Below are 20,341 nucleotides of genomic sequence, written 5' to 3'. Positions count from 1 at the left end.
GCGCCATTAGCTCAATTGGCAGAGCAGCTGACTCTTAATCAGCGGGTTCATGGTTCGAGTCCATGATGGCGCACCACGATCGCGGCCCCGGAGACGGGGCCGTCGTGACGTCCGCACCGGCGGGCGGGCGGTACCGCACGACCAGCTCCACCACGCGCCATTAGCTCAATTGGCAGAGCAGCTGACTCTTAATCAGCGGGTTCATGGTTCGAGTCCATGATGGCGCACCACCACGAAGGCCCCTCACCTGCGCAGACGCGGGGGAGGGGCCTTCGCCGTCCCCGGCGCACGACCCGCGAGACGCGCTTCACAACCCACCGCCCCAGGGGCTATGGTCGCCCGTGTGAACCTGCTCACCGCACACACCTGGTGGCCCGACCGCTGACGGTCGGACGCTGTGGCGTGCTGACCGAGCCCGACGACGGGCGGTCCAGCAGGTCTCCCGGAGTGGATCGCCCGGAACGTGCCCCCTGCACGTGCCCATCCACGAAGGAGAGAGTTCCTTGTCGACGTCCCCCCTCCCCGCCTCGGCGCCCCCGGCGCCCGCCGCCCCGACCGCTCGCTCGCTCGAGCCGCTCGGCGTCGAGGTCCCCTCCACCGTCCCGACGCACTGGTACAACCTGAACGCGGACCTGCCGGAGCCTGTCCCGCCGCACCTGCACCCGGGAACGCTCGAGCCGCTCGTGCCCGCCGACCTGGCGCCGCTGTTCCCCCTGGCGCTGATCGAGCAGGAGGTGAGCACCGAGCGCTACATCGAGATCCCGCAGACGATCCGTGAGATCTACGCGATGTGGAGGCCGGCGCCGCTCATCCGCGCGCACCGCCTCGAGCGCGCTCTCGGCACGCCCGCCCGCATCTACTACAAGTACGAGGGCGTGAGCCCTGTCGGGTCGCACAAGCCCAACACGGCGATCGCGCAGGCGTACTACAACGCGATGGAGGGCACGACGCGGCTCACGACCGAGACGGGCGCCGGGCAGTGGGGGGCGTCGCTCTCGATGGCGGCGGCGCTGCTCGGGCTCACGTGCGAGGTGTGGCAGGTGCGTGCGTCGTACGAGTCCAAGCCGTACCGGCGCTTCCAGATGGAGGCCTACGGGGGCGTGTGCCACTCGTCGCCCTCGGAGCTGACGGCGTCGGGGCGCGCGATCCTCGCGAGCGACCCGGACACCACGGGCTCGCTCGGCATGGCGATCAGCGAGGCCGTCGAGGTCGCGGCGCAGGACCCGCAGGCGCACTACTCGCTGGGCAGCGTGCTCAACCACGTGATGCTGCACCAGACGGTCATCGGTCAGGAGGCCCTGGTCCAGCTCGAGGAGGCGGGGGAGACGAGCGCGGACGTCGTGTTCGGCTGTGCGGGCGGCGGGTCGAACCTCGCGGGGCTCACGTTCCCGTTCCTGGGGCGCAACCTGCGCGAGGGAACGTCGACCCGGCTCGTCGCGTGCGAGCCCGCGGCGTGCCCGTCGCTCACGCAGGGCGAGTACCGCTACGACCACGGTGACGTCGCGGGGCTCACGCCGCTGCTCAAGATGCACACGTTGGGCAAGGACTTCGTCCCGCCGGCGATCCACGCGGGTGGCCTGCGCTACCACGGCATGTCGCCCATGGTGTCGCACGCCGTGAACCTGGGCCTCATGGACGCGGTCGCGATCGACCAGGACGAGGCGTTCCGGGCGGGGCTCGAGTTCGCCCGGTCGGAGGGCATCCTCCCGGCGCCCGAGTCGACGCACGCGGTCGCGGCAGCCATGGCGTACGCGCGCACGGTCACCGAGCCCGAGGTCGTGGTCATCGGTCTGTCCGGCAACGGGCAGCTCGACCTGCCGGCGTACGCGCAGTACGTCTGACGCTCCGTGGGAGAGGGGCTCGGGTGCCCGCCTAGACTGGGCGGGTGCCCGAGACCCTCTCCGAGGCCCGCGAGCAGGGCTTCCGTACCGACATCGTGTCCTTCGTCCGCCGCAGCGGTCGCCTCAACACCCGCCAGCAGCGCGCCTGGGACGACCACGCCGAGCAGTTCGTCCTGGACGTGCCTCGGGCCGTGGCCCGCACCTCGGTCGACCCGGCGTACGTGCTCGACGTCGCAGCGACGTTCGGGCGCTCGGCTCCCCTCGTGGTGGAGGTCGGGTCGGGGCTGGGGGAGGCCGTGGTCACCGCCGCCGAGGCCACGCCCGAGCGTGACTTCCTGGCCGTCGAGGTCTACACGCCGGGACTCGCGCAGACGGTGCTCCGTGCGACGCAGCGCGGGCTGACGAACCTGCGCCTGGTGCAGGCCAACGCGGCCGAGGTGCTCACGACGGCCCTGCCCGAGGGGTCGGTCGACGAGCTCTGGGTCTTCTTCCCCGACCCGTGGCACAAGGCCCGCCACCACAAGCGCCGTCTCGTGACACCCGAGCTCGCGGAGCTCGCCGCACGCGTGATCCGTCCCGGGGGGACGTGGCGGCTCGCGACGGACTGGGCCGAGTACGCGGACCAGATGCTCGAGGTCGTCGGGGCGAACCCATCGTTCGTGAACGTCCACGGGGTCGGTGCGGTCGCGCCGCGCTTCGAGGGGCGTGTGCTCACGAGCTTCGAGAACAAGGGCCGTGCGGCGGGCCGGGTCATCACGGACCTGGAGCTCCGCCGGGTTTGAGCACGCTGCGGGGCGCCGCCGTCGGGCCGACGGCGCTTTCTGATCGCCTCGCGCGCAGCGTCGCGCCGCCGCGCCCTCGTCGGCCCGCTGGCGCTGCAGGCCGTGGGCACGTTGTTGAGCGTGCACTTTTGGTCGTCGCGGACGCCGGCGGACAGCCCAAACGACACACTTGCTGCCCGGATCGAGCACCAAGGCCGTCGCCCAACATGCCGGCCGCGTAGCGCACGCTCCAACGGGATCGCCCGTTTGACGAAAAGAACAAGCGGCACGCGGCAGGACACCATAGACCGGGCTGTACCCCCCTGGGGCGGCCATCTGCGCACGGGATTCACCCGGACGTTACGGAGAGAACTTCTGTCAGGGCTATCCCCGGCCGCAATCATCCGGTATTATTCGCGGGTGATCACAGAGTTGCGAGCCGCCGGATACAAGCCATTCAGTACTCCGAGCACATTCCCGCTTCGTCCCCTCACGATCCTGCTCGGCAAGAACAGCAGTGGAAAAACTGCGGCTGCCCGGCTGCCGCTCTTGCTCCTGAGCGCAGCCGCGAGAAGAACGCGCTCACCCGAACCGATTCCATTGAGATCTCGAGGATTGACCTATGGATCGAGCAGCGTTGATCTACTCCACGGAGGTCTTGCGCATGGCGCCTTCGAACTTGGACTAACAATTGAAAACTCGCGCGACACGCCGATCACACTCGACCTGCGTGCGCAACTCGCGCAGACTCTTCGCGAGGGCGTTCACAGTTTCGTCTCTAAGTTCTCCGCTCTCCCATATGTGAATCCCATCGAGTGGAATAGTGGCCCTGGCGCGCCGCACGAACAATACACAGACGACCGAGTGAGAGCCTTCTCGGGAATCTACCCCGAGTTCTCTGACAGCAGCATGTCCGCAATGGTTGGTCTGCTGCGAGACCGGCTTGAACAAACGTATGTCGACTTGATGCATCTGTCTTCAATTCGAACGCCGCTAGCCGCTGTCTATGAGAAGCGCGAAATAGACTGGCAAGGCGAGGCCACCGGCGCGGAGGCAGCGTACCTGCTTTCAGACCGAGACATGCTTCTGACGGCGGTGTCAAACTGGTACCATCGCTACCTTGGAGTTCGTGTTGAGATCGCATCGGAGGCGAGTTCTTTTAGTCTCGAAATCTCGACCGACCGCACAGGTGCAAATCTCGCACGCGCCGGACAAGGACTCCAGCAGGTGCTGCCTGTGGTTGTATACCTATCCGGTATGAAGACCGGTCTGCTCCCGGTCGACACTCTGGTTATTGAAGAGCCCGAACTGCACCTCCATCCGGCGGTACACGGAGGAATTGCCGATTTGGCAGTCGGAGCCGTGACGCGAAATGGCGCGGCAGGACAAGTGATCGTCGAGACCCACTCGGAGAATCTTGTACTGAGGGTCCGACGGCATGTTGCCGAGGGAAACCTAGATCCTTCGATGGTTAATATACTTTGGTTCGATGGAGATTCAGATGGTGCCAGTGCATTGCAAATTGACATAAGACGCGACGGATCCGTTTCTGAGTGGCCGGACGGCGTCTTCTCCGAGGACCTTAATGAGGTTCGCGCGATTGCGCGAGTGGCGCGCCGTTGAGAATCGAATTCTATTTTGGAGACGACTTCACGGTACTGAGTGACCACGAGATTGCAGGCATCGCCCGTGTGGTCGGAGGAGTCGAGGATGGGTGGCATGAGCTTGTCGCCCCTGACCCAGCGGATGTACGTTTCGAGCCCTACTTTCAACAGAATCCGACCCACCGGGAACTACTGGAAAAGTCGTACATGTCCGCTTTCGCGTACGGCCGTCTCTCTGCTCGGAAGATTCCAATCTCAGTGAGGGAGGCAGATCCCGACGCCTCGTCGAGCGGCGCCTGGACTCTCCGTACCGCTCTCGCCTATCTGGCGCAGCCGCTTGAAGTGTTGGTGGAGAACGAGCGTAACGACGGTGTGTTCTTTCTTTCCGTCTTTGAGGCGACAATGCCGGCGGTAGCTGCACGGTTCGGCGGCGTGCGGCCAGGTGTCCGATTTGGCCACGGAGGCGGAAAGGCTGAAGTTCTAAGATTGATCGAAAGCCGCTTCTCTGCAGCTCTCGAAGGAAGTAGCGTTCCGCCCAGGCTGTTTATTATCGTGGATAGCGATTCGCGTTTCTCCGGACACTTAACAGCGGAATCGCAGGACTTGCAGAGAGTCTGCGAGAAGTTTGAAGTCCCTCTATTCTTGCTTCGGAAGCGTTCCATCGAGAACTATGTAAGCAACGCTCAACTTCAAGAGTATGCGACCCGGTTTCCCGATGTTCGAGGATCGGTGAACTTCCTTGTGGGACTAGATTCGACCCAAAGGGACTATTTCCCGGTGAAGAGTGGTATCGCCGTGCGTCAAGGGGTTCCCACGGACATCTCGGACGAGGAACGTCAGCTTTACGCAGGAGTCGTATGGCCGTCAGATTTCAGCCCGAAGCTCAAGCGTGTCATGGAGTTCGTACTCTCACAGCGACCCGCCTTCACTTCCGCTCACCTAACAGCACGTGATAGCTATGACGAGTTCGCGCTCATTGCCGAAAAACTAGATGAGGAGATTTGATGGCTGCTCAGAGCCGTAGCCCTGAACTTCGACCAGAGATTGTTTTTCTCTTCGATCTTGTTCGGCAGTTGGTTGAGGGGAGGGTGCGGATCCCGAGATTTCAGCGCCCGTTTGTTTGGCGTCGTCAGCAGATGCTCGATTTGCTCGATAGTATCTACAATCAGTACCCGATCGGAAGTCTCCTTACGTGGGAGACTGATACGGACATCCTAAGCCTTGACCACATCGGGCCAGTAGACCTCGCGGCTCGCTCGGGCGAGGGGAGCGCGGCATATCTTCTGGACGGACATCAGAGACTCTCGACGATTGCTGGTGCGCTTGTATCAAGTGCTGACCGCTCTCGGCGCGACACGACTGGCGACGACCCGGCCCTGTGGCACATATTCTTTAACGCGCGGGACGGGCTTTTCGAGCATCTTGAACTCGGTCAGGATCCGTTGCCGTACCAGTTTCCCATGGCGCGGCTTCTGGACACATTCGAGTTCCTTGCAGAAAGTCAGCGGATTCTCGAAACTGGCGGAGAAGATGGGAAATCCTATCTTCAGAAGATTCAGGACGTAGCCAGGGCGTTTCAGAACTACAAGATTCCGGTAATTCAGATCAAACAGACTGGTCTTACTGAGGCTGTTGAGATCTTTGCGCGCTTGAACTCGAAGGGTCAGTCGATGACGGCGGACCAGATGGTCTCCGCTCTCTTGTATCGGCAGGGAGGTTCTCGTGATTTTGATCTAGCTTCGGAGATCACTGCGTCCATGGAGATCCTCACTTCGTACGGTTTCGGGGGGGTTGACCGAACTCTGGTCCTGCGTGCGGTCTTGGCCGCGGCGGGTGAGGACATCTATCGAACCGACTGGACACGGATTGCGCAGACTCGCAGGGAGGAATTGCTATCGCGCCTCCAACGCGTTCTGCCAGCAGTCAACGCAAGTCTGGAGAGCGCAGCAAAATTCCTCCGTGAGGAGCTGAACGTCACGACGGATCGCTTGCTTCCCTATGCGATGCAGTTAGTGATCATTTCGTCGCTCTTTTACGGGACGCCTGATCCTTCCGTGGCGCAGAGAAGGCTAATTTCGAGGTGGTTCTGGACCACGTCGTTTTCGCAATGGTTCGGCGGAGCGAATCCTTCTCGCGTAAATGCGCTGGTGCGAGACGTGATTGATAATGTATCGCTTGAGCGTAACAATCCGGAGTTTTCGGACTTCGATCTAGATGTCCCGGCGTCGCCTCTGCCGCTTTCCTTTGATATGCGGAGCGCCCGAACGCGCGTGCTCTTGTTGGTGCTCTTCAGTCTCAATCCCAAGGCGCGCGATGGTCGTCCTGTGGCTGATCCTGCGGCGCTTGTCGCTCGGTTTGGGCCCGAGGCATTGGGGTATCTCGCCAGCAATGTTGGAATGCGGGACGTTGCTAGGAGCCCGGCAAATCGGATCCTTCGCGATGATCCGCAAGATCGGGGGCAAGCTCGAAACTGGCTAGGTGAATTGCGGGGCGAGGCTCGAAACGCGATCTGGCGGAGTCACGCATTGCCGGTGCGTGATGCCGAGCTGTTGGAGATTCCGGACGCGTCAGGTTTCTTGAATGCCAGACTTGCGGAGATGGTTCGGGTGGAGCATGAGTTTATGGCGCGGGTTGACGTGAGGCTTCCACTATCGGATGTACCTGCTGCGACCGCTGCTGATTCAGACTAGTCCTCTTCCATGTGATTTTTGGCATCTTCCGACCCTGCTGGGATGGTGATCGTGTAGCGAGCGGTGTAGTGAGGCAGGGTTCACGAGTGACTTAGTGTGAGCTGCGGCGGCTTGAGCAATCTGATCTGGTGTGACGCCGGTGGGTTCGGGCGCTGTCCGCGTTCATCGTGCACATATGGAACCGCGCTCCTAGGCTCCGTCTTCTCGTTGTCGCTCACGGGAGCGGGCTCCGAGAAGGCGGTCGTCCACTAGGCCGCGCACGCGGCGAGCGCGCGACACTCCGCTCGCGTCCGGCCTGCCGCGCGTCCTAGGGTCCGTGGCATGCTCCCTGAGACGTCCCTGCCCGACGGCGCCGCTCACCTCGGCGCGTCCGCTCCCGTCCTCGTCGTCACCGGCGCCATGGCCTCCGGGAAGTCGACGGTCGCGCAGGCTCTGGCGGCGTCCTTCCCCCTCGCTGCGCACGTGCGCGGTGACATGTTCCGCCGTTTCGTCGTGAGCGGGCAGGCGTCGATGGACCCGCCGCTCTCCGCCCGCGCCCGCGCCCAGCTCGACCTGCGGCACGCGCTCGCGGCCCACGCCGCCGACACCTACGCTGCCGCGGGGATCACGGCCGTGGTCCAGGACATCCTGCTGGGGCCCGACCTGGCCCGCTTCACGGCGAGCCTGCGCACCCGGCCGTGCTACGCCGTCGTGCTGGCGCCCAGCGCCGCGGCCCTCGCCGCCCGGGACGCCGCCCGGCACAAGCAGGCGTACGGCGCGTGGACGCCCGACGAGTTCGCCGCGTACGCGCGCGAGACCCCGGGCGGCCTGCACCTCGACACGACCGGGTGGACCGTCGCGGAGACGGTCGCGCAGATCCTCGACCGCCTCGACGAGGCCCGCGTCGACGACGCGGCCTGAGGCGAGCGCCACCCCGCCCGGCAGGCGACCGCGCGAGGTGCCGCTAGGCCGGTCCAGCGCGCGTGACGGGTGTGGTCGACGTCCAGATCGGCTCCGTCGTGATGTGCGTCAGTCGCCAGCCGGCGTCGGTCCGGCGCGCCCCGAGCCGGTAGACCGCTCCGAGGGTGACGGGTCTGTCCGCCTGCGGCTCGCGTCGGGCGAACGTGGCGACCACGTTCGCCCGGACCTCTGCGTGGTCGGGTGCGAGATCGACCAGGACGTTGCCGACGAGGTGCTGGACTCCGTCCTCCGGCCGGTGGTTGCGCGCGGCCTGGGCGACGACGGCGTCGATCCCCTGCGCGGTTCCACCGGGGGTGCTGGCGTGCGCGTCCGGGACGAGCAGGTCTCGGAGCCGGTCGGTGTCGCCGTCGTCGAGCGCGGCCGTGAGCCGGGAGACGAGGCGTGCGACGTCCTCGCGGTCGAGCAGCCCGCGCAGGGCGTCGTGGTGCGTGGCGGGAAGGTGGGCGTCGTCGTGCACGGGCATGAGAGCCTCCGGGAGGTGGATACCACGGCGAATCGTTGGAGCCCCCAACGTTAACCATTGTTGGTGGCGCCCACAATAGGTTGAGCCAACAAAGCGTAGGATCTGGGGATGGAGACCGAGACCGCCCCTGAACGCCTCCGGGAGCTTCCCAGCTGGCTGCTCTCCCAGGCGGCGCTGGAGGCGGCCCGGACCGTCTCGGAGCACCTGTCCGCCGTGGGGGCGCACCGGTCCCACTACGCCGTGCTCGCCGCCCTGGAGGAGTTCGGCCCGGCGAGCCAGGCCGCGCTCGGGCGCCGGTGCGGGATCGACCGGAGCGACATGGTCGCGCTGCTCGACAGACTGGCGGCCGACGGTGACGTCGAGCGCCGCCCCGACCCGTCCGACCGGCGCCGCAACGTCGTCACGCTGACCCCCAGGGGGGTGCGACGGCTCGACGAGCTCGGCGCAGCGCTCGGCGACGCGCAGGACGCCCTCCTCTCGTCGCTGCCGGGCAAGGACCGCGACGTGCTGGTCGCCCTGCTGCGTGAGCTGGTCACGGGGCACGCCGCGCGCCGCTAGGGGCCCGGGCTCTGCGCTCTGGGCAACCGCCCCCGCGCCCCGGCAGGCAACCGCGCGAGGTCCGGGTCACGATGGGAGGCATGAGCACCGACCCACGCACCCAGGCCACCCCGGACGAGACCTACGACGTGATCGTGATCGGTGGTGGGCCCGTCGGCGAGAACGCCGCCGACCGCGCGAGCCGCACCGGGCTGAGCGTCGCCGTGGTCGAGGCCGAGCTCGTCGGAGGGGAGTGCTCCTACTGGGCGTGCATGCCGTCCAAGGCGTTGCTGCGCCCCGGCGCCGCCCTCGCGGCCGCCCGCGCGGTCCCGGGAGTCGCGGCCGACCCGGTGCTCGACCCGGCACCGATCCTCGCGCGCCGCGACGAGATGGTCTCGCACTGGGACGACTCGGGGCAGGTCCAGTGGCTCGACGGCGCCGGGATCTCGCTCGTGCGCGGCCTGGGCCGGCTCGTCGGGTCGAAGCTCGTCGAGGTCAGCCCCGAGGATCCCGACGCCGACGTCGACGACCTCCCCGAGACCCGCCTGCTCGCCGCCCGGCACGCCGTGATCGTCGCGACAGGCAGCGTGCCCGTCCTGCCCGACACCCCGGGGCTGGCCGAGACCGACCCGTGGAGCAGCCGCGAGGCCACGAGCGTCCAGGACGTCCCGACCTCGATCGTGATCCTGGGCGGGGGAGTCGTGGGCGTCGAGATGGCGACGGCGTTCCGCGACCTGGGTTCGGAGGTCACGCTGCTCTCGCGCGGACGCCTGCTCGGACGCTCGGAGCCCTTCGCGAGCGAGGCCGTCGCGGCCGGCCTGAAGAAGATCGGCGTGGACGTGCGCCTGGGCGTGAGCGTCACGGGAGCGACGTCCCTGCCCGACGGCGGCGCGCGCCTCGCGTACGACGGTCCGCAGGGCAAGGGGTCGGTCGCGGCGGCGCAGGTGCTCGTCGCGACGGGCCGCGTGCCGCGCACCGCGGACCTGGGGGTCGACGTCGTCGGGCTCGAGCCCGGGAAGGCGCTCGCGGTGGACGACCAGCTCGAGGTCCAGGGCGTGGACGGCGGCTGGCTGTTCGCGTGCGGCGACGTGACGGGTCGTGTGGCGACCACGCACCAGGGGAAGTACCAGGGGCGGGTCGTGGGCGACGTGGTCGCGGCGAGGTTCGGGAGCGCAAAGCCGGGTGAGGCTGCGGCGGCCGGGGCGGCCGGTGAGACCCCCGAGCCGTGGAGCCGCTACGCCGCGACCGCCGACCACGGTGCGAAGACGCAGGTCGTGTTCTCCCGCCCCGAGGTCGCGTCGGTGGGGCTGACCGAGGCCGAGGCCAGGAAGGCAGGGCTCACGGTCAAGGCGGTGTCGTACAAGCTCGGGTCGGTGTCCGGGGCCGTGCTCGTCGCCGAGGGGTACGAGGGGACCGCGCAGATCGTGGTCGACACCGACCGGCAGGTGATCGTGGGCGCGACGTTCGTCGGTCCGGACGCGGCGGAGATGCTGCACGCCGCGACCATCGCGATCGTCGGGCAGGTGCCGCTTGCACGCTTGTGGCACGCTGTGCCCGCCTACCCGACGATCAGCGAGGTCTGGCTACGGCTGCTCGAGACCTACGGCCTGTAGCCGCGAAGGCCCCGAGCAGCCGCCTGCTCGGTCAGCCGAGCTGGCCGTCCGAGGAGAACACGAGGCCGAGCACGATCTCGCCCTGGAGGAGCGCCGACTTGGTCAGCGGCCCGCCCACGTCGAGGTTCACGAAGTTGGTGATGTTGAGGCCGTAGGTCTCCTCGAGCCCCGGCTGGCAGAAGGCGCGCTCGGGGCACTCCGGTCCGGCGCCCAGCGTGATGCCGCCGGGGCAGGCCTCGGCCAGCTCGCTGAGCGTCGACACGTCGTGCTCCTCGGCGAAGGCCGTCGTGACGGCGAACGCGTTCTGGTCCTGGGCTGCCGACGGCTCGCCGAACGTCAGGCCCTTCTGGGTGCCCAGGTCGCGCAGCGCGGTCACCGTGGTGTCGAGGTCCCCGCTCGCGAGGGGCTCGGCGTCGGGGCCGTTGATCTCCTTGTTGAGGAACTCGGTGAGCGTCCCCACGTACTCGGGGAACACGCTGAGCTGGCCCGACTCGAGCGCCGGCAGGTACGTCTCGCGCGCGTCGACCGTCTGGACCGTGACGTCGTAGCCGCCCGAGCGCAGGACCGCCGCGTAGATCTCGGCGAGCGTGGTGCTCTCGGAGAAGTTGGCCGCGCCCACGACGAGCGACGTCCCGGTGCCCGGGGTCGACGTCGCCGCGAGGCCCTCGTCCTCGACGAACTTCTGCGCGACCTGCGAGGACGTCTGCCGGTCCACGTCGACGGCCTTGTTGAGCGCGATGAGCTTGTCCGTGTCGAGCGCTGCGGACACGGTGTCGAGCAGCTCCAGGACGGCGGGCTGGTTCGCGACCGCCGCCGCGTTGGCCGCCGGGATGATGTTGTCGACGGTCTGCAGGTGCTTGTCGTCCTCGAGGACGACGAGCGCGTCGCCCGCGACGGGCTCGCACACGGTGCCGCTCGCGGTGGACGTGGAGCCCCCGGACGCCTCGGTGCCGGAGGATCCGGCCTCGCCGCACGCCGCGAGAGCGACGACGAGGAGGGCGGAAGCGGTCAGGGTGCGGAAGGTGGTGGATCGCCGTGACATGGGTGTCAGGTGCCTCTCGGGTCGTCGTCTCGCACGGACAACCCATTCCACCCCCGGGGGAGGGCACCGGCAACCCGAGGGGTGCCTCAGCGGACGGTGCCTGCCTTGACGCGCAGCGGTGCGGGGGTCACGGCCCGCTGGACGAGCGCGAGGACCGCGTCGACGACGAGGCACAGCACCGCGATCACGACGCCCACCGCGAGGACCTGCCCGTAGCGCTGGTTGGAGAAGCCGACCCGCAGGGGGACGCCGAGCCCCCCGCCGCCGACGAACGCGGCGAGCGTGAGCACCGCGATGACCTGCACGATCGCGGTCCGCAGCCCGGCGGCGATCAACGGCACCGCGAGCGGCACCTCGACGAGCCACAGCGAGCGCTGCGAGCTCATGCCCATGCCACGGGCAGCGTCCTTGACGTCGGGGTCGACCTCGGCGACGCCCGTGTAGGCGTTGGCGAGGATGAGCGGGATCGCGAAGATCACGGCCGAGATGACTGCAGCGCGATCCCCGAACAGCCCGCCTGCCGCGAGGATCAGCAGGATCCCGAACGTCGGCAGGGCGCGCGAGGTGTTCACGACCACGATCGTCGGACCCGCGCCCTTGCCCGAGTGGCCGAGCCAGATCCCCGCGGGCAGAGCGATGAGTGCCGCCAGCAGGACCGCGATCGCGGTCATCTCCAGGTGCTCGCCCGTGCGCACGAGCAGCCCGTCGGGGCCGGTCCAGTTGAGCGGGTCGTTGAGCCACGTCAGGGCTTCCTGGACGACGTTCATGCGGTCCGCTCGCTCGCCGCTCCGGCCGCCTGCGCGACGGCCGCCTCGCTCGCGACGCGTCCCGTCGAGCGGTCCGTCGAGCCCGGCGCACGGGTCCGTGACCACGGGGTCAGGGCCCGGCCCAGGAGCAGGAGGAGCAGGTCGAGCACGACCGCCAGCAGCAGGCACAGCAGCGTCGCCGTCATGATCTGGGCGTTGTAGCTCGACCGGAAGCCGCGGAACATCAGGGTGCCCAGCCCGCCGTACCCCGCCACGAACCCGACCGTGACGAGCGCCACGGTCGAGACCGTCGCGAGCCGTACCCCGGTCATGATGCTCGGCAGCGCGTTGGGGATCTCGACCGAGGTCAGCAGCCGCGTGGGACCGTAGCCCAGGCCCTTGGCCGCGTCGCGCACGTCCGGGTCGACGCCCTGCAGGCCCACCAGGATGTTGCGCACCAGGATGAGCAGGGCGTACATCACGAGACCGATGAGCACGGGCGTCCGACCGATCCCCGTGAACGGGACGAGGATCGAGAACAGTGCGAGCGAGGGGATCGTGTACATGACGCCCGTCGTGCCGAGCACGGGGACCGCGAGCCAGCGCACGCGGTGCGCGAGGGCCGCGAGCGGCAGGGCGATGACGAGCGCGATGAGCACGGCCTGGATGGTGATCGTCGTGTGCTCGACGAGCGCCTGGGAGATCTCTCCCCAGTTGTTCTGGACGTAGCTCCACGAGAACCACGGGTTGGGCGGCATGCCGTCGAACCTATCCCGAGCCACCCACCGCTCGCGCGACGGGGTGGCGCGCCAGGTAGCGTCGAGGCATGGCGAGCACCCCGACCGGCACCACCGAGGCCACCAGAGCGTTCCCGACGATCACCGACGAGGCGGCCATCGTGTTCGACGGCGTCCGCAAGGAGTACCCCAACGGGACCGTCGCCGTGGGCGACCTGTCCCTGAGCGTGCGCGAGCACGAGATGCTCGCGCTCGTCGGGCCCTCGGGCTGCGGGAAGTCCACGACGCTGCGCATGACCAACCGCCTCGTCGAACCCTCTGCCGGGCGCATCCTGCTGAGCGGCGAGGACATCACGCAGGGCGACCCCGTGGCCCTGCGGCGGCGGATCGGGTACGTGATCCAGAACGTCGGCCTCTTCCCGCACCGCACCGTCGCCCAGAACATCGCGACAGTCCCCGGGCTGCTCGGCTGGGACAAGGCGCGCACGCGCTCCCGTGTCGGCGAGCTGCTCGAGCTCGTCGGCCTGGCCCCCGACACCTACGCCAAGCGATACCCGCACGAGCTGTCGGGCGGCGAGCGCCAGCGCGTCGGCGTGGCCCGGGCGCTCGCCACCGACCCGCCGGTCCTGCTCATGGACGAGCCCTTCGGTGCCGTCGACCCCGCAGGGCGGCGTCGGCTCCAGACCGAGTTCCGGCGCATCCAGCGCGAGCTCGGGACCACCGTGCTGTTCGTGACCCATGACATCGACGAGGCCGTCCATCTTGCCGACCGCATCGCGGTCTTCAGCTTCGGCGGGCACCTCGAACAGCTCGCCGAGCCCCTGACCGTCCTGGCGCACCCCGCGAGCGACGCCGTCCGGGAGTTCATCGGGGAGGGCGCGCCGGTCCGCATGCTCGGGCTGGCCATGGTGCAGCGCGCGGACCTCGAGGGCGTGGACCTCATCTCCGCGCCCGCCCCCGACGCGATCCGCCTGGGCGCGCCGCTGTCCGTCGCCTTCGAGGCGATCGCGGCGCTGCCCGGGGCCGCGATGGGCCGGGTGCCCGTCGCGGACGAGGCGGGCGACGTCGTCGGGTCCCTGACCGCGGACGGGATCCTCGCCGCCCTGCGGCGCACCGCGGACGCCGCCGCGGTCTAGCGGGCGCGACGGAGATCTCATCGCCCGCGCGTGTACGGCGCGCGCGGGGCGTCTAGGCTCGTACGCGTGACCACCACAGCGCGCATCGCCCTCGCCACCTGCTCCGTCCTGCCCCGCCTCGATCCCGACGACGCCCCCCTCGTGGGAGCGCTCGCCGCCCGGGGGATCGAAGCCGTGCCGTCGGTGTGGGACGACGAGTCGGTCGACTGGGCCTCGTTCGACGCGGTCGTCGTGCGCTCGGCCTGGGACTACGCCCCTCGCCGCGACGAGTTCGTCGCCTGGGCCGAGCGTGCGGGCCGCGTGCTCAACCCCGCTGCGGTCATCAGCTGGAACACCGACAAGCGCTACCTCAAGGAGCTCGAGGAGCAGGGCGTCCCGGTCATCCCGACGCTCTGGCTCGACCCGAGCCAGAACCTGTCCTCGCGCGCCATCCACACGCGCCTGCCCGCGCAGGGCGACTTCGTCATCAAGCCCGTCGTGAGCGCCGGGGCCAAGGACACGGGCCGCTACCAGTCGGGGGAGGCGCACTCGCGCGGCCTCGCGATCCAGCACGCCAAGAACCTCCTCGCCTCCGGGCGTCAGGTCATGGTCCAGCCGTACGTCCGCAGCGTCGACACCGCGGGGGAGACCGGGCTCGTCTTCATCGACGGCGAGTTCTCGCACGCCGTGCGCAAGAACGCGCTGCTCACCGGCCCGCACCGTCCCACCCAGGGCCTGTACAAGCAGGAGGAGATGAGCCGCTTCGAGGCCAGCCCCGAGCAGCTCGCGGTCGCCGAGCAGGCGCTCGCGGTCGCCGCGCAGGCCGTCCCCGGGCAGGAGCCGAACCTCTACGCACGCGTCGACCTCGTGAACGGCGACGACGGCGCCCCCATGGTCATCGAGGCCGAGCTCACCGAGCCCTCGCTCTTCTTCTCGCTCGGCAAGGGATCGCTCGACCGCTTCGCGGACGCGGTGGCGCGGCGGCTCGTGGCGAGCCCCGAGGCCTGACCCCCCCGAGCCCGGCCCCGGGCGCGACCGACAGGCGCTGCCGGGCCCGCGGCCCCGGACGTGATGAAGGCCCGACGAGCGGGTGCCCGTCGGGCCCTCACCACGCCGGGAGATTCTTGCCGGGTGATCTGCCGAGCTGGTCGTGCTGGTGCTGCTGCGTCAGGCGTTGACGACCTCAGGCGTGGGGTTCGCGGTGCCGACGCTCAGTGCGGGGGCTGCTCCGATGCGGCGCAGGGCGTAGCCGAGGAGGCCGAACAGGACACCGAGGCCCATGACCAGTGCGCTGACGCCGTAGGAGACGACCGAGGTGAAGAGCGAGGCGCGGAGGAACGAGCCGTTCATGACCGTCGCGCGGGTCGGGTCTTCCTTGTCGAGCTCGGCGTAGGTCTTGCCGTCGCTCATCTTGAGCGCGTGCTCGTTGATGATCTCGGCCTGGGCGTAGGCGCTGAAGGGGCCGCGGACCGGCGAGCCGGCGAGCATCGAGGCGTCCTCGGAGACCGTGATCTTCTCGGCGGCCAGCTGCGAGGTGATGGTGGCCCAGGTGGCTGCGCCGGCGAGCAGCAGCACGAGGCCTGCGATCATCGTGACGAGGCCGATGAGGCGGACGGAGCGGGCGGGACCAGCGGTGCTGGTGCTCATGGTGTGACTCCCAGAAGAAGAGGTCGAGGCGACCTGAGATGAGGTGCGAAAGGATCGAACTTCGTTGCGATCCCTATGCTGGGAGCGCTTCGATAAGTCGACCCTACAGACCTTGTGAACGTCTTCACAAGCGAGTTTCTGTGGCCTCCGTCACGCGGAGATGACAGAGTGTCAATGTCGAGAAAAGTGGTCGGACGGGCTGATCGCGAGCGTAGGGCCGAAGGTTCCCCACCCCCGGGACGAAGGTCCCGAGCGGCCCCGGAATCGGCCCACGAGCACCGGGAGAACGGCATGGGACGCGACACCAGCGCCCTGCGGGACGAGCTGGAAGCCGTCGAGGCGGCCTGGGGGCGGGCCATCGTCGCCAACGACGCCGACGCGATCGGCCGGTTCATGACCGACGACTGGCAGATCGTCGGCGAGGACGGCGCCACGGCCCGCGAGGACTTCCTGGCCCTCGTCCGCTCGGGGGACCTCACGCACGAGTCGATGGGCAAGATCACCGGGAGCGTGCGCTCGCTCGGTGACGTCGCCGTGCTCGTCGGGCGCGGCACCAACACCGGCCACTACCAGGGCCAGGCGTTCAGCTCCGACGAGTGGATCACCGACGTGTTCGTCCGGGGTGCCGACGGGTGGCGGTGCGCCCACACGCACCTCACGGCGGCCCGCGGCGCGTCCTGAGCCGCTGGATGTCCCTGACCGGTTTCGTGGCGCTTGCCGAGATGCTGCCGGTTGCCGCGGCTCCCGTGCTCGAAGCGGCAACGGGCAGCATCTCGTCGAGTCTCGGCTCGTGACCAGGCCTGGCGATCCGTGCCCGACCCGAGACGACCTCGAGAGTGGGCGCGGCGCCGTCGGGCTACGGGGTCCAGTCCGGGCGCAGCGGGAAGCCCGACGCCCCACCCGGCTCGGGGCGCACCGCGAGCACCTGGTGGAGCTGGATCTCGTTGCGCTCGAACGCGAGCCGCGACCCCGCCATGTACAGGCCCCACACGCGGGCCGTGCCGATCCCGACGTCGGCCACGCACTCCTCCCAGTGCCGCGTGAGGTTCGCGCCCCACTCGCGCAGCGTCATCGCGTAGTGCTCGCGCAGGTTCTCCTCGTGCCGCACCTCGAGACCCACGTCCTGCATGGTCGAGATGATCCGGCCCGAGCCCGTGAGCTCGCCGTCCGGGAAGACGTACCGGTCGATGAAGCCGCCCGCGCGGGGACGGGCCGTGTTGGTCGGGCGCGTGATCGAGTGGTTGAGCAACCGACCGCCGTCGCGCAGACGACCCTGGAGGAACGTGAAGTACGCGCGGTAGTTCGCGACCCCGATGTGCTCGGTCAGCCCGATCGAGCTCACGGCGTCGAAGCCGCTGTCGGTCACGTCGCGGTAGTCGCCGTACCGGACCTCCGCGAGGTCGCCCAGCCCCTCTGCCTCGATCCGGGCCTGCCCCCACTCGGCCTGCTGCCGGGACAGCGTGACCCCCAGCGCGCGCACCCCTGCACGCGCCGCGTGCCGGACCATGCCGCCCCATCCGCACCCGACGTCGAGCAGGCGCATGCCCCTGCGCAGGCCCAGCTTGCCCGCGACCAGCGCGTACTTGTGCTCCTGCGCCTCCTCGAGCGTCGCCTGCGACGTGGGGAAGCACGCGCACGTGTACGTCATCGACGGCCCCAGGACGTGCTCGTAGAACGTGTTCGAGACGTCGTAGTGGTGGCTGATCGCCTCGGCGTCGCGCTGCCGAGAGTGCCGCAGCCCCTCGGTGAGCCGGCGCAGGCGCGACAGGTGCTCCTCGGGCGGTGGCTCGGGAGGCCGCAGGACGCCCAGGCCCAGACCGCGCGCCCACCGGGCCACCTCGACCGGGCTCGGACGGCGCAGCCGCAGCCCGTCGGCGGCAGCCCGGAGCAACGGGTACGGGTCCCCGCCCGGCACCCCGTCCACCTGCAGGTCGCCCGCGACGTACGCGCGGCCGAGCCCCAGCCCCCCGGGCGACGTCGCGACGTACCGCAGGCCCCGCTCGTTCGCCAGGTGCACGTGGAACGGGGCGTCGGCCGGACCTGCGCTGGACCCGTCGTACGCGCTGAAGCCGAACGGCAGCGGGCCGTCCGCCAGCTCGTCGAGGACCTCGGCCACCGCGATCTGCGTCATGCTCCCTGCACCGCCTTCTCGTAGAGCGTCGGCGTGCGTCCCGCCGGGTCGTACCGGTCCTTGACCGCCGCGTAGTCGATGCCGCCGTACAAGGTGTCGAACGTCTCGCGCCCGTACGTCGAGGTCGAGTAGAGCGACTTGTGGCCGTGCCGCACCGCGACCGCCATCTCGATCAGGCGGTTCACGTCGCCGTCGCGCCCGCCCTCGGCGATCGGCACGCCACCCCAGAAGCCCACGTTGACGTACACGCGGTGCGGTTCGAGCGGGTACAGGGGCCACGGCTCGGGCGACGCGAGGCGCAGCGGGCACAACCACACCGGCGTCATGGGGACGTGGCCCGTGAACCACGCCATGAAGCTCTCGAGCTGGTCGAGCGGCACCTCGACGTCCTGGACCACCCGCTCGTTGCGGGGCCGACGGCGAAGGTCGGCGAGCCGGCCCGTGAGGTCCAGGCGCTCGTCGAGGCCCACGATCCGGCGGTAGACGTCCGAGCGTCGCCACCGCCGCGGCCACAGCCTGCGCACCACCGGGTTCTGCACCCCGAACGCGCGCGAGCACCAGAACCAGTCCGTGTCCCAGCGCCACAGGTAGTCGTGCGTGCTCAGCACGTCGAGCGGGCGCTCGCGCACCGAGAGGTAGTAGATGCGCTGGCCCGTGTAGTCGCTCGGTGCGGGCGCGAGCGACCGTGCCTCCTCGCGCGACGCGAACCGGCCCAGGCACAGGTACACCTCGCCCGGGGCGAACAGGACACCGTCGCAGAAGTCGACCCGCTGCCCCTCCCACGAACCGTCCGCCGCGATCTTGCCGACCGCCGCGGCGACCTCCGCGACCGCACCGAAGCGCACGTTGCGGACCGCGACGAACGGCTCGCTCCGGTCGAGGCGCAGCCGCACGCGCGTCGCGTACCCGAGGGTCCCGTACGAGTTGGGGAACGCGTGGAAGAGGTCGGCGTGCTCGCCCGTGGGCCTGGCCGTGACGAGCTCGCCGGCCGGCGTCAGGACGTCGATCTCGAGGACGGCCTCGTGCGGCAGGCCGTTGCGCAACGAGCTCGACTCGATGCCGAGCCCCGCCAGGGCGCCACCGACCGTGATGGTCCGCAGCTGCGGGACGACGGTGGGGACCAGCCCGTGCGGCAGCGTCACGGCGACCAGGTCCTCGTACGTGCACATACCCTGCACGTCGGCCGTGCCCGCGGCGTCGTCGACCGAGATCACCCCGGTCAGTCCCGACGCGTCGAGGCCGGGGCCGGCGGACGGGCGTCGGGGGCGGAACAGGTTCGTCGTCCGCTTCGCCAGGCGCAACGGGCGGCCGGGGTCGACGGCAGCGGCGGAGCGCACCAACGTGGCCACGGCCTGCGCGTGCTGGTGCTCGCCACGGACAACGGTGTTCGCGGGGGCTGACACCTCACCCACTGTAGGGAAGGCTGGCGGAGCCGCCACCGGTGAGCGGAATCACAGTCGCCGTCGGGCGCCTCGCGGGGGTGATGCGGCGGTGCGAAAAGCAGAAGAGGCCCCCGTGCGAACGCGAGGAGCCTCTTCCCGTGGGGTGAGTAACGGGACTTGAACCCGCGACCCCCTGGACCACAACCAGGTGCTCTACCAGCTGAGCTATACCCACCACGGCCTGCTCGGGTTCCGAGGAACCGTTCTAGCAGCCGTCGAAAAGTGTACCTGGTTTCTGAGGGGTCTCAGGACAGGTTTTCGGCGTCGGCCCCGGTGGGCGCCGAACCGGGGGTCGGGGTGTCTCCCGCGGCGGCTCCTGGCAGGGGCGCGACGATCGTCCCGAGGGTCGTACCGACGCTCGTCGCCTTGATCCGTTCGGCGATCGCCTTCGCGGTCCGCGAGTCCGTCCCGGGCTGGGGCACGAACAGGGCCTCACGGTAGTACCGCAGCTCGTCGATGCTGTCGAGGATGTCGCCCAGCGCACGGTGGCCGCCCGTCTTGGCCGGGGACGCGAAGTAGACGCGCGGGTACCAGCGACGCGCGAGCTCCTTGATCGAGGAGACGTCGACGATCCGGTAGTGCAGGTGCCCGACCAGGTCCGGCATGTCCCGCTCGAGGAACGTCTTGTCGGTGCCGACCGAGTTCCCCGCGAGCGGGGCCTTGCCGGGCTCGGGCACCCAGGTGCGGACGTACTCCAGCACGCGGGCCTGCGCGTCGGCCATGGTCGTGCCGCCCGGCAGCTCCTCGAGCAGCCCCGAGGTGGTGTGCATCTCGCGGACGAAGTCACCCATCTGCTCGATCGCCTCGTCCGGCGGGGTGATGAGGACGTCGACCCCCTCGCCCAGGACGTTCAGCTCGGAGTCGGTGACGACGGCGGCGACCTCGATGAGCGCGTCGGCGCCCAGGTCGAGGCCGGTCATCTCGCAGTCGATCCACACGATGCGGTCGTTGGTGTTCACGGGGCTCACGCCCACAGCCTAGGCCGTGGGGGCCGGGGCCGGTGCCCGGGACG

The 20,341-nt window shown here is 69.1% G+C and carries 19 protein-coding genes and 3 tRNA genes; 13 read left to right on the top strand and 9 right to left on the bottom strand.

The features are described 5' to 3' along the window. The 8 genes from H9640_RS02880 (at nucleotide 1) to H9640_RS02845 (ending at nucleotide 7,796) form a co-directional block, all read left to right on the top strand. A tRNA-Lys gene (locus H9640_RS02880) sits at nucleotides 1–76 on the top strand. A gap of 78 nt (nucleotides 77–154) precedes the next feature. After that, a tRNA-Lys gene (locus tag H9640_RS02875) sits at nucleotides 155–230 on the top strand. Nucleotides 231–503: 273 nt separating this feature from the next. Continuing rightward, the gene (locus H9640_RS02870) at nucleotides 504–1,841 is read left to right on the top strand and encodes a TrpB-like pyridoxal phosphate-dependent enzyme (protein ID WP_191789241.1); all 1,338 of its coding nucleotides are present in this window, start codon (nucleotides 504–506) and stop codon (nucleotides 1,839–1,841) included. 44 nt (nucleotides 1,842–1,885) lie between these two features. Next, nucleotides 1,886–2,623: a tRNA (guanosine(46)-N7)-methyltransferase TrmB gene (gene trmB, locus H9640_RS02865; protein ID WP_191789240.1), complete on the top strand. Its 738-nt coding sequence runs from the start codon at nucleotides 1,886–1,888 to the stop codon at nucleotides 2,621–2,623. Between the two features lie 399 nt (nucleotides 2,624–3,022). Further along, nucleotides 3,023–4,225, top strand: coding sequence for an AAA family ATPase (locus H9640_RS02860; RefSeq protein ID WP_191789239.1), 1,203 nt, complete (start codon nucleotides 3,023–3,025; stop codon nucleotides 4,223–4,225). Continuing rightward, the gene (locus tag H9640_RS02855) at nucleotides 4,222–5,211 is read left to right on the top strand and encodes a hypothetical protein (RefSeq protein WP_191789238.1); all 990 of its coding nucleotides are present in this window, start codon (nucleotides 4,222–4,224) and stop codon (nucleotides 5,209–5,211) included. The genes H9640_RS02860 and H9640_RS02855 overlap by 4 nt, the downstream gene beginning before the upstream one ends. Further along, nucleotides 5,211–6,896 (top strand): DUF262 domain-containing protein, encoded by a 1,686-nt coding sequence (locus H9640_RS02850; RefSeq protein ID WP_191789237.1) that lies wholly within the window; start codon nucleotides 5,211–5,213, stop codon nucleotides 6,894–6,896. Before H9640_RS02855 ends, H9640_RS02850 begins: the two co-directional genes overlap by 1 nt. A 321-nt stretch (nucleotides 6,897–7,217) precedes the next feature. Then, nucleotides 7,218–7,796, top strand: a complete 579-nt coding sequence (locus tag H9640_RS02845) for an AAA family ATPase (RefSeq protein ID WP_191789236.1) — start codon at nucleotides 7,218–7,220, stop codon at nucleotides 7,794–7,796. 43 nt (nucleotides 7,797–7,839) lie between these two features. On the opposite strand, the gene H9640_RS02840 is transcribed toward H9640_RS02845, so the two are convergent. Continuing rightward, nucleotides 7,840–8,319: a nuclear transport factor 2 family protein gene (locus H9640_RS02840; protein WP_191789235.1), complete on the bottom strand. Its 480-nt coding sequence runs from the start codon at nucleotides 8,317–8,319 to the stop codon at nucleotides 7,840–7,842. A 108-nt stretch (nucleotides 8,320–8,427) separates the two neighbouring features. On the opposite strand from H9640_RS02840, the gene H9640_RS02835 reads away from it, so the two are divergent. Together H9640_RS02835 and H9640_RS02830 are read left to right on the top strand one after the other, a co-directional pair. Continuing rightward, entirely contained in the window at nucleotides 8,428–8,877 is a 450-nt protein-coding gene (locus tag H9640_RS02835; RefSeq protein ID WP_191789234.1) for a MarR family winged helix-turn-helix transcriptional regulator, read from the top strand. Nucleotides 8,878–8,957: 80 nt separating this feature from the next. Continuing rightward, on the top strand, nucleotides 8,958–10,469 hold the full coding sequence (locus H9640_RS02830; RefSeq protein WP_191789233.1) for a dihydrolipoyl dehydrogenase family protein: 1,512 nt from the start codon (nucleotides 8,958–8,960) through the stop codon (nucleotides 10,467–10,469). A gap of 31 nt (nucleotides 10,470–10,500) precedes the next feature. On the opposite strand, the gene H9640_RS02825 is transcribed toward H9640_RS02830, so the two are convergent. The 3 genes from H9640_RS02825 to H9640_RS02815 form a co-directional block, all read right to left on the bottom strand. Further along, the gene (locus tag H9640_RS02825) at nucleotides 10,501–11,511 is read right to left on the bottom strand and encodes a glycine betaine ABC transporter substrate-binding protein (RefSeq protein WP_191789232.1); all 1,011 of its coding nucleotides are present in this window, start codon (nucleotides 11,509–11,511) and stop codon (nucleotides 10,501–10,503) included. A gap of 86 nt (nucleotides 11,512–11,597) precedes the next feature. Continuing rightward, entirely contained in the window at nucleotides 11,598–12,278 is a 681-nt protein-coding gene (locus H9640_RS02820; protein ID WP_191789231.1) for an ABC transporter permease, read from the bottom strand. Continuing rightward, nucleotides 12,275–13,015 carry an ABC transporter permease gene (locus tag H9640_RS02815; RefSeq protein WP_191789230.1) on the bottom strand — a complete coding sequence of 247 codons (741 nt, stop codon included), beginning with the start codon at nucleotides 13,013–13,015 and terminating at the stop codon, nucleotides 12,275–12,277. Before H9640_RS02815 ends, H9640_RS02820 begins: the two co-directional genes overlap by 4 nt. Before the next feature lie 68 nt (nucleotides 13,016–13,083). Between H9640_RS02815 and H9640_RS02810 the strand changes: the two genes are divergently transcribed. Both H9640_RS02810 and H9640_RS02805 read left to right on the top strand, forming a co-directional pair. Further along, nucleotides 13,084–14,130 carry an ABC transporter ATP-binding protein gene (locus tag H9640_RS02810; RefSeq protein WP_191789229.1) on the top strand — a complete coding sequence of 349 codons (1,047 nt, stop codon included), beginning with the start codon at nucleotides 13,084–13,086 and terminating at the stop codon, nucleotides 14,128–14,130. Nucleotides 14,131–14,196: 66 nt separating this feature from the next. Further along, nucleotides 14,197–15,117, top strand: coding sequence for an ATP-grasp domain-containing protein (locus H9640_RS02805; protein ID WP_191789228.1), 921 nt, complete (start codon nucleotides 14,197–14,199; stop codon nucleotides 15,115–15,117). Between the two features lie 159 nt (nucleotides 15,118–15,276). Here the strand turns inward: H9640_RS02805 and H9640_RS02800 are convergent, their stop codons facing one another. Beyond that, entirely contained in the window at nucleotides 15,277–15,756 is a 480-nt protein-coding gene (locus tag H9640_RS02800) for an aromatic ring-opening dioxygenase LigA (RefSeq protein ID WP_191789227.1), read from the bottom strand. 291 nt (nucleotides 15,757–16,047) lie between these two features. Here H9640_RS02800 and H9640_RS02795 point away from each other — a divergent pair, with 291 nt between their 5' ends. Then, nucleotides 16,048–16,437, top strand: a complete 390-nt coding sequence (locus H9640_RS02795) for a nuclear transport factor 2 family protein (protein WP_191789226.1) — start codon at nucleotides 16,048–16,050, stop codon at nucleotides 16,435–16,437. A gap of 175 nt (nucleotides 16,438–16,612) precedes the next feature. Here H9640_RS02795 and H9640_RS02790 read toward each other — a convergent pair whose 3' ends face one another. The 4 genes from H9640_RS02790 to orn form a co-directional block, all read right to left on the bottom strand. After that, nucleotides 16,613–17,887, bottom strand: a complete 1,275-nt coding sequence (locus tag H9640_RS02790) for a class I SAM-dependent methyltransferase (RefSeq protein ID WP_191789225.1) — start codon at nucleotides 17,885–17,887, stop codon at nucleotides 16,613–16,615. After that, nucleotides 17,884–19,290, bottom strand: a complete 1,407-nt coding sequence (locus H9640_RS02785; RefSeq protein WP_318243611.1) for an FAD-binding oxidoreductase — start codon at nucleotides 19,288–19,290, stop codon at nucleotides 17,884–17,886. Before H9640_RS02785 ends, H9640_RS02790 begins: the two co-directional genes overlap by 4 nt. Before the next feature lie 138 nt (nucleotides 19,291–19,428). Beyond that, a tRNA-His gene (locus H9640_RS02780) sits at nucleotides 19,429–19,504 on the bottom strand. A gap of 70 nt (nucleotides 19,505–19,574) precedes the next feature. Then, nucleotides 19,575–20,249 carry an oligoribonuclease gene (orn, locus tag H9640_RS02775; protein WP_225226666.1) on the bottom strand — a complete coding sequence of 225 codons (675 nt, stop codon included), beginning with the start codon at nucleotides 20,247–20,249 and terminating at the stop codon, nucleotides 19,575–19,577. Nucleotides 20,250–20,341 lie beyond the last annotated feature (92 nt).

The sequence above is a fragment of the Oerskovia gallyi genome, from assembly GCF_014836745.1.
Taxonomy (GTDB): Bacteria; Actinomycetota; Actinomycetes; order Actinomycetales; family Cellulomonadaceae; genus Oerskovia; species Oerskovia paurometabola.
Note: the sequence above shows the minus strand (reverse complement) of the source record. Positions and strands in the feature narration are given on the sequence as shown.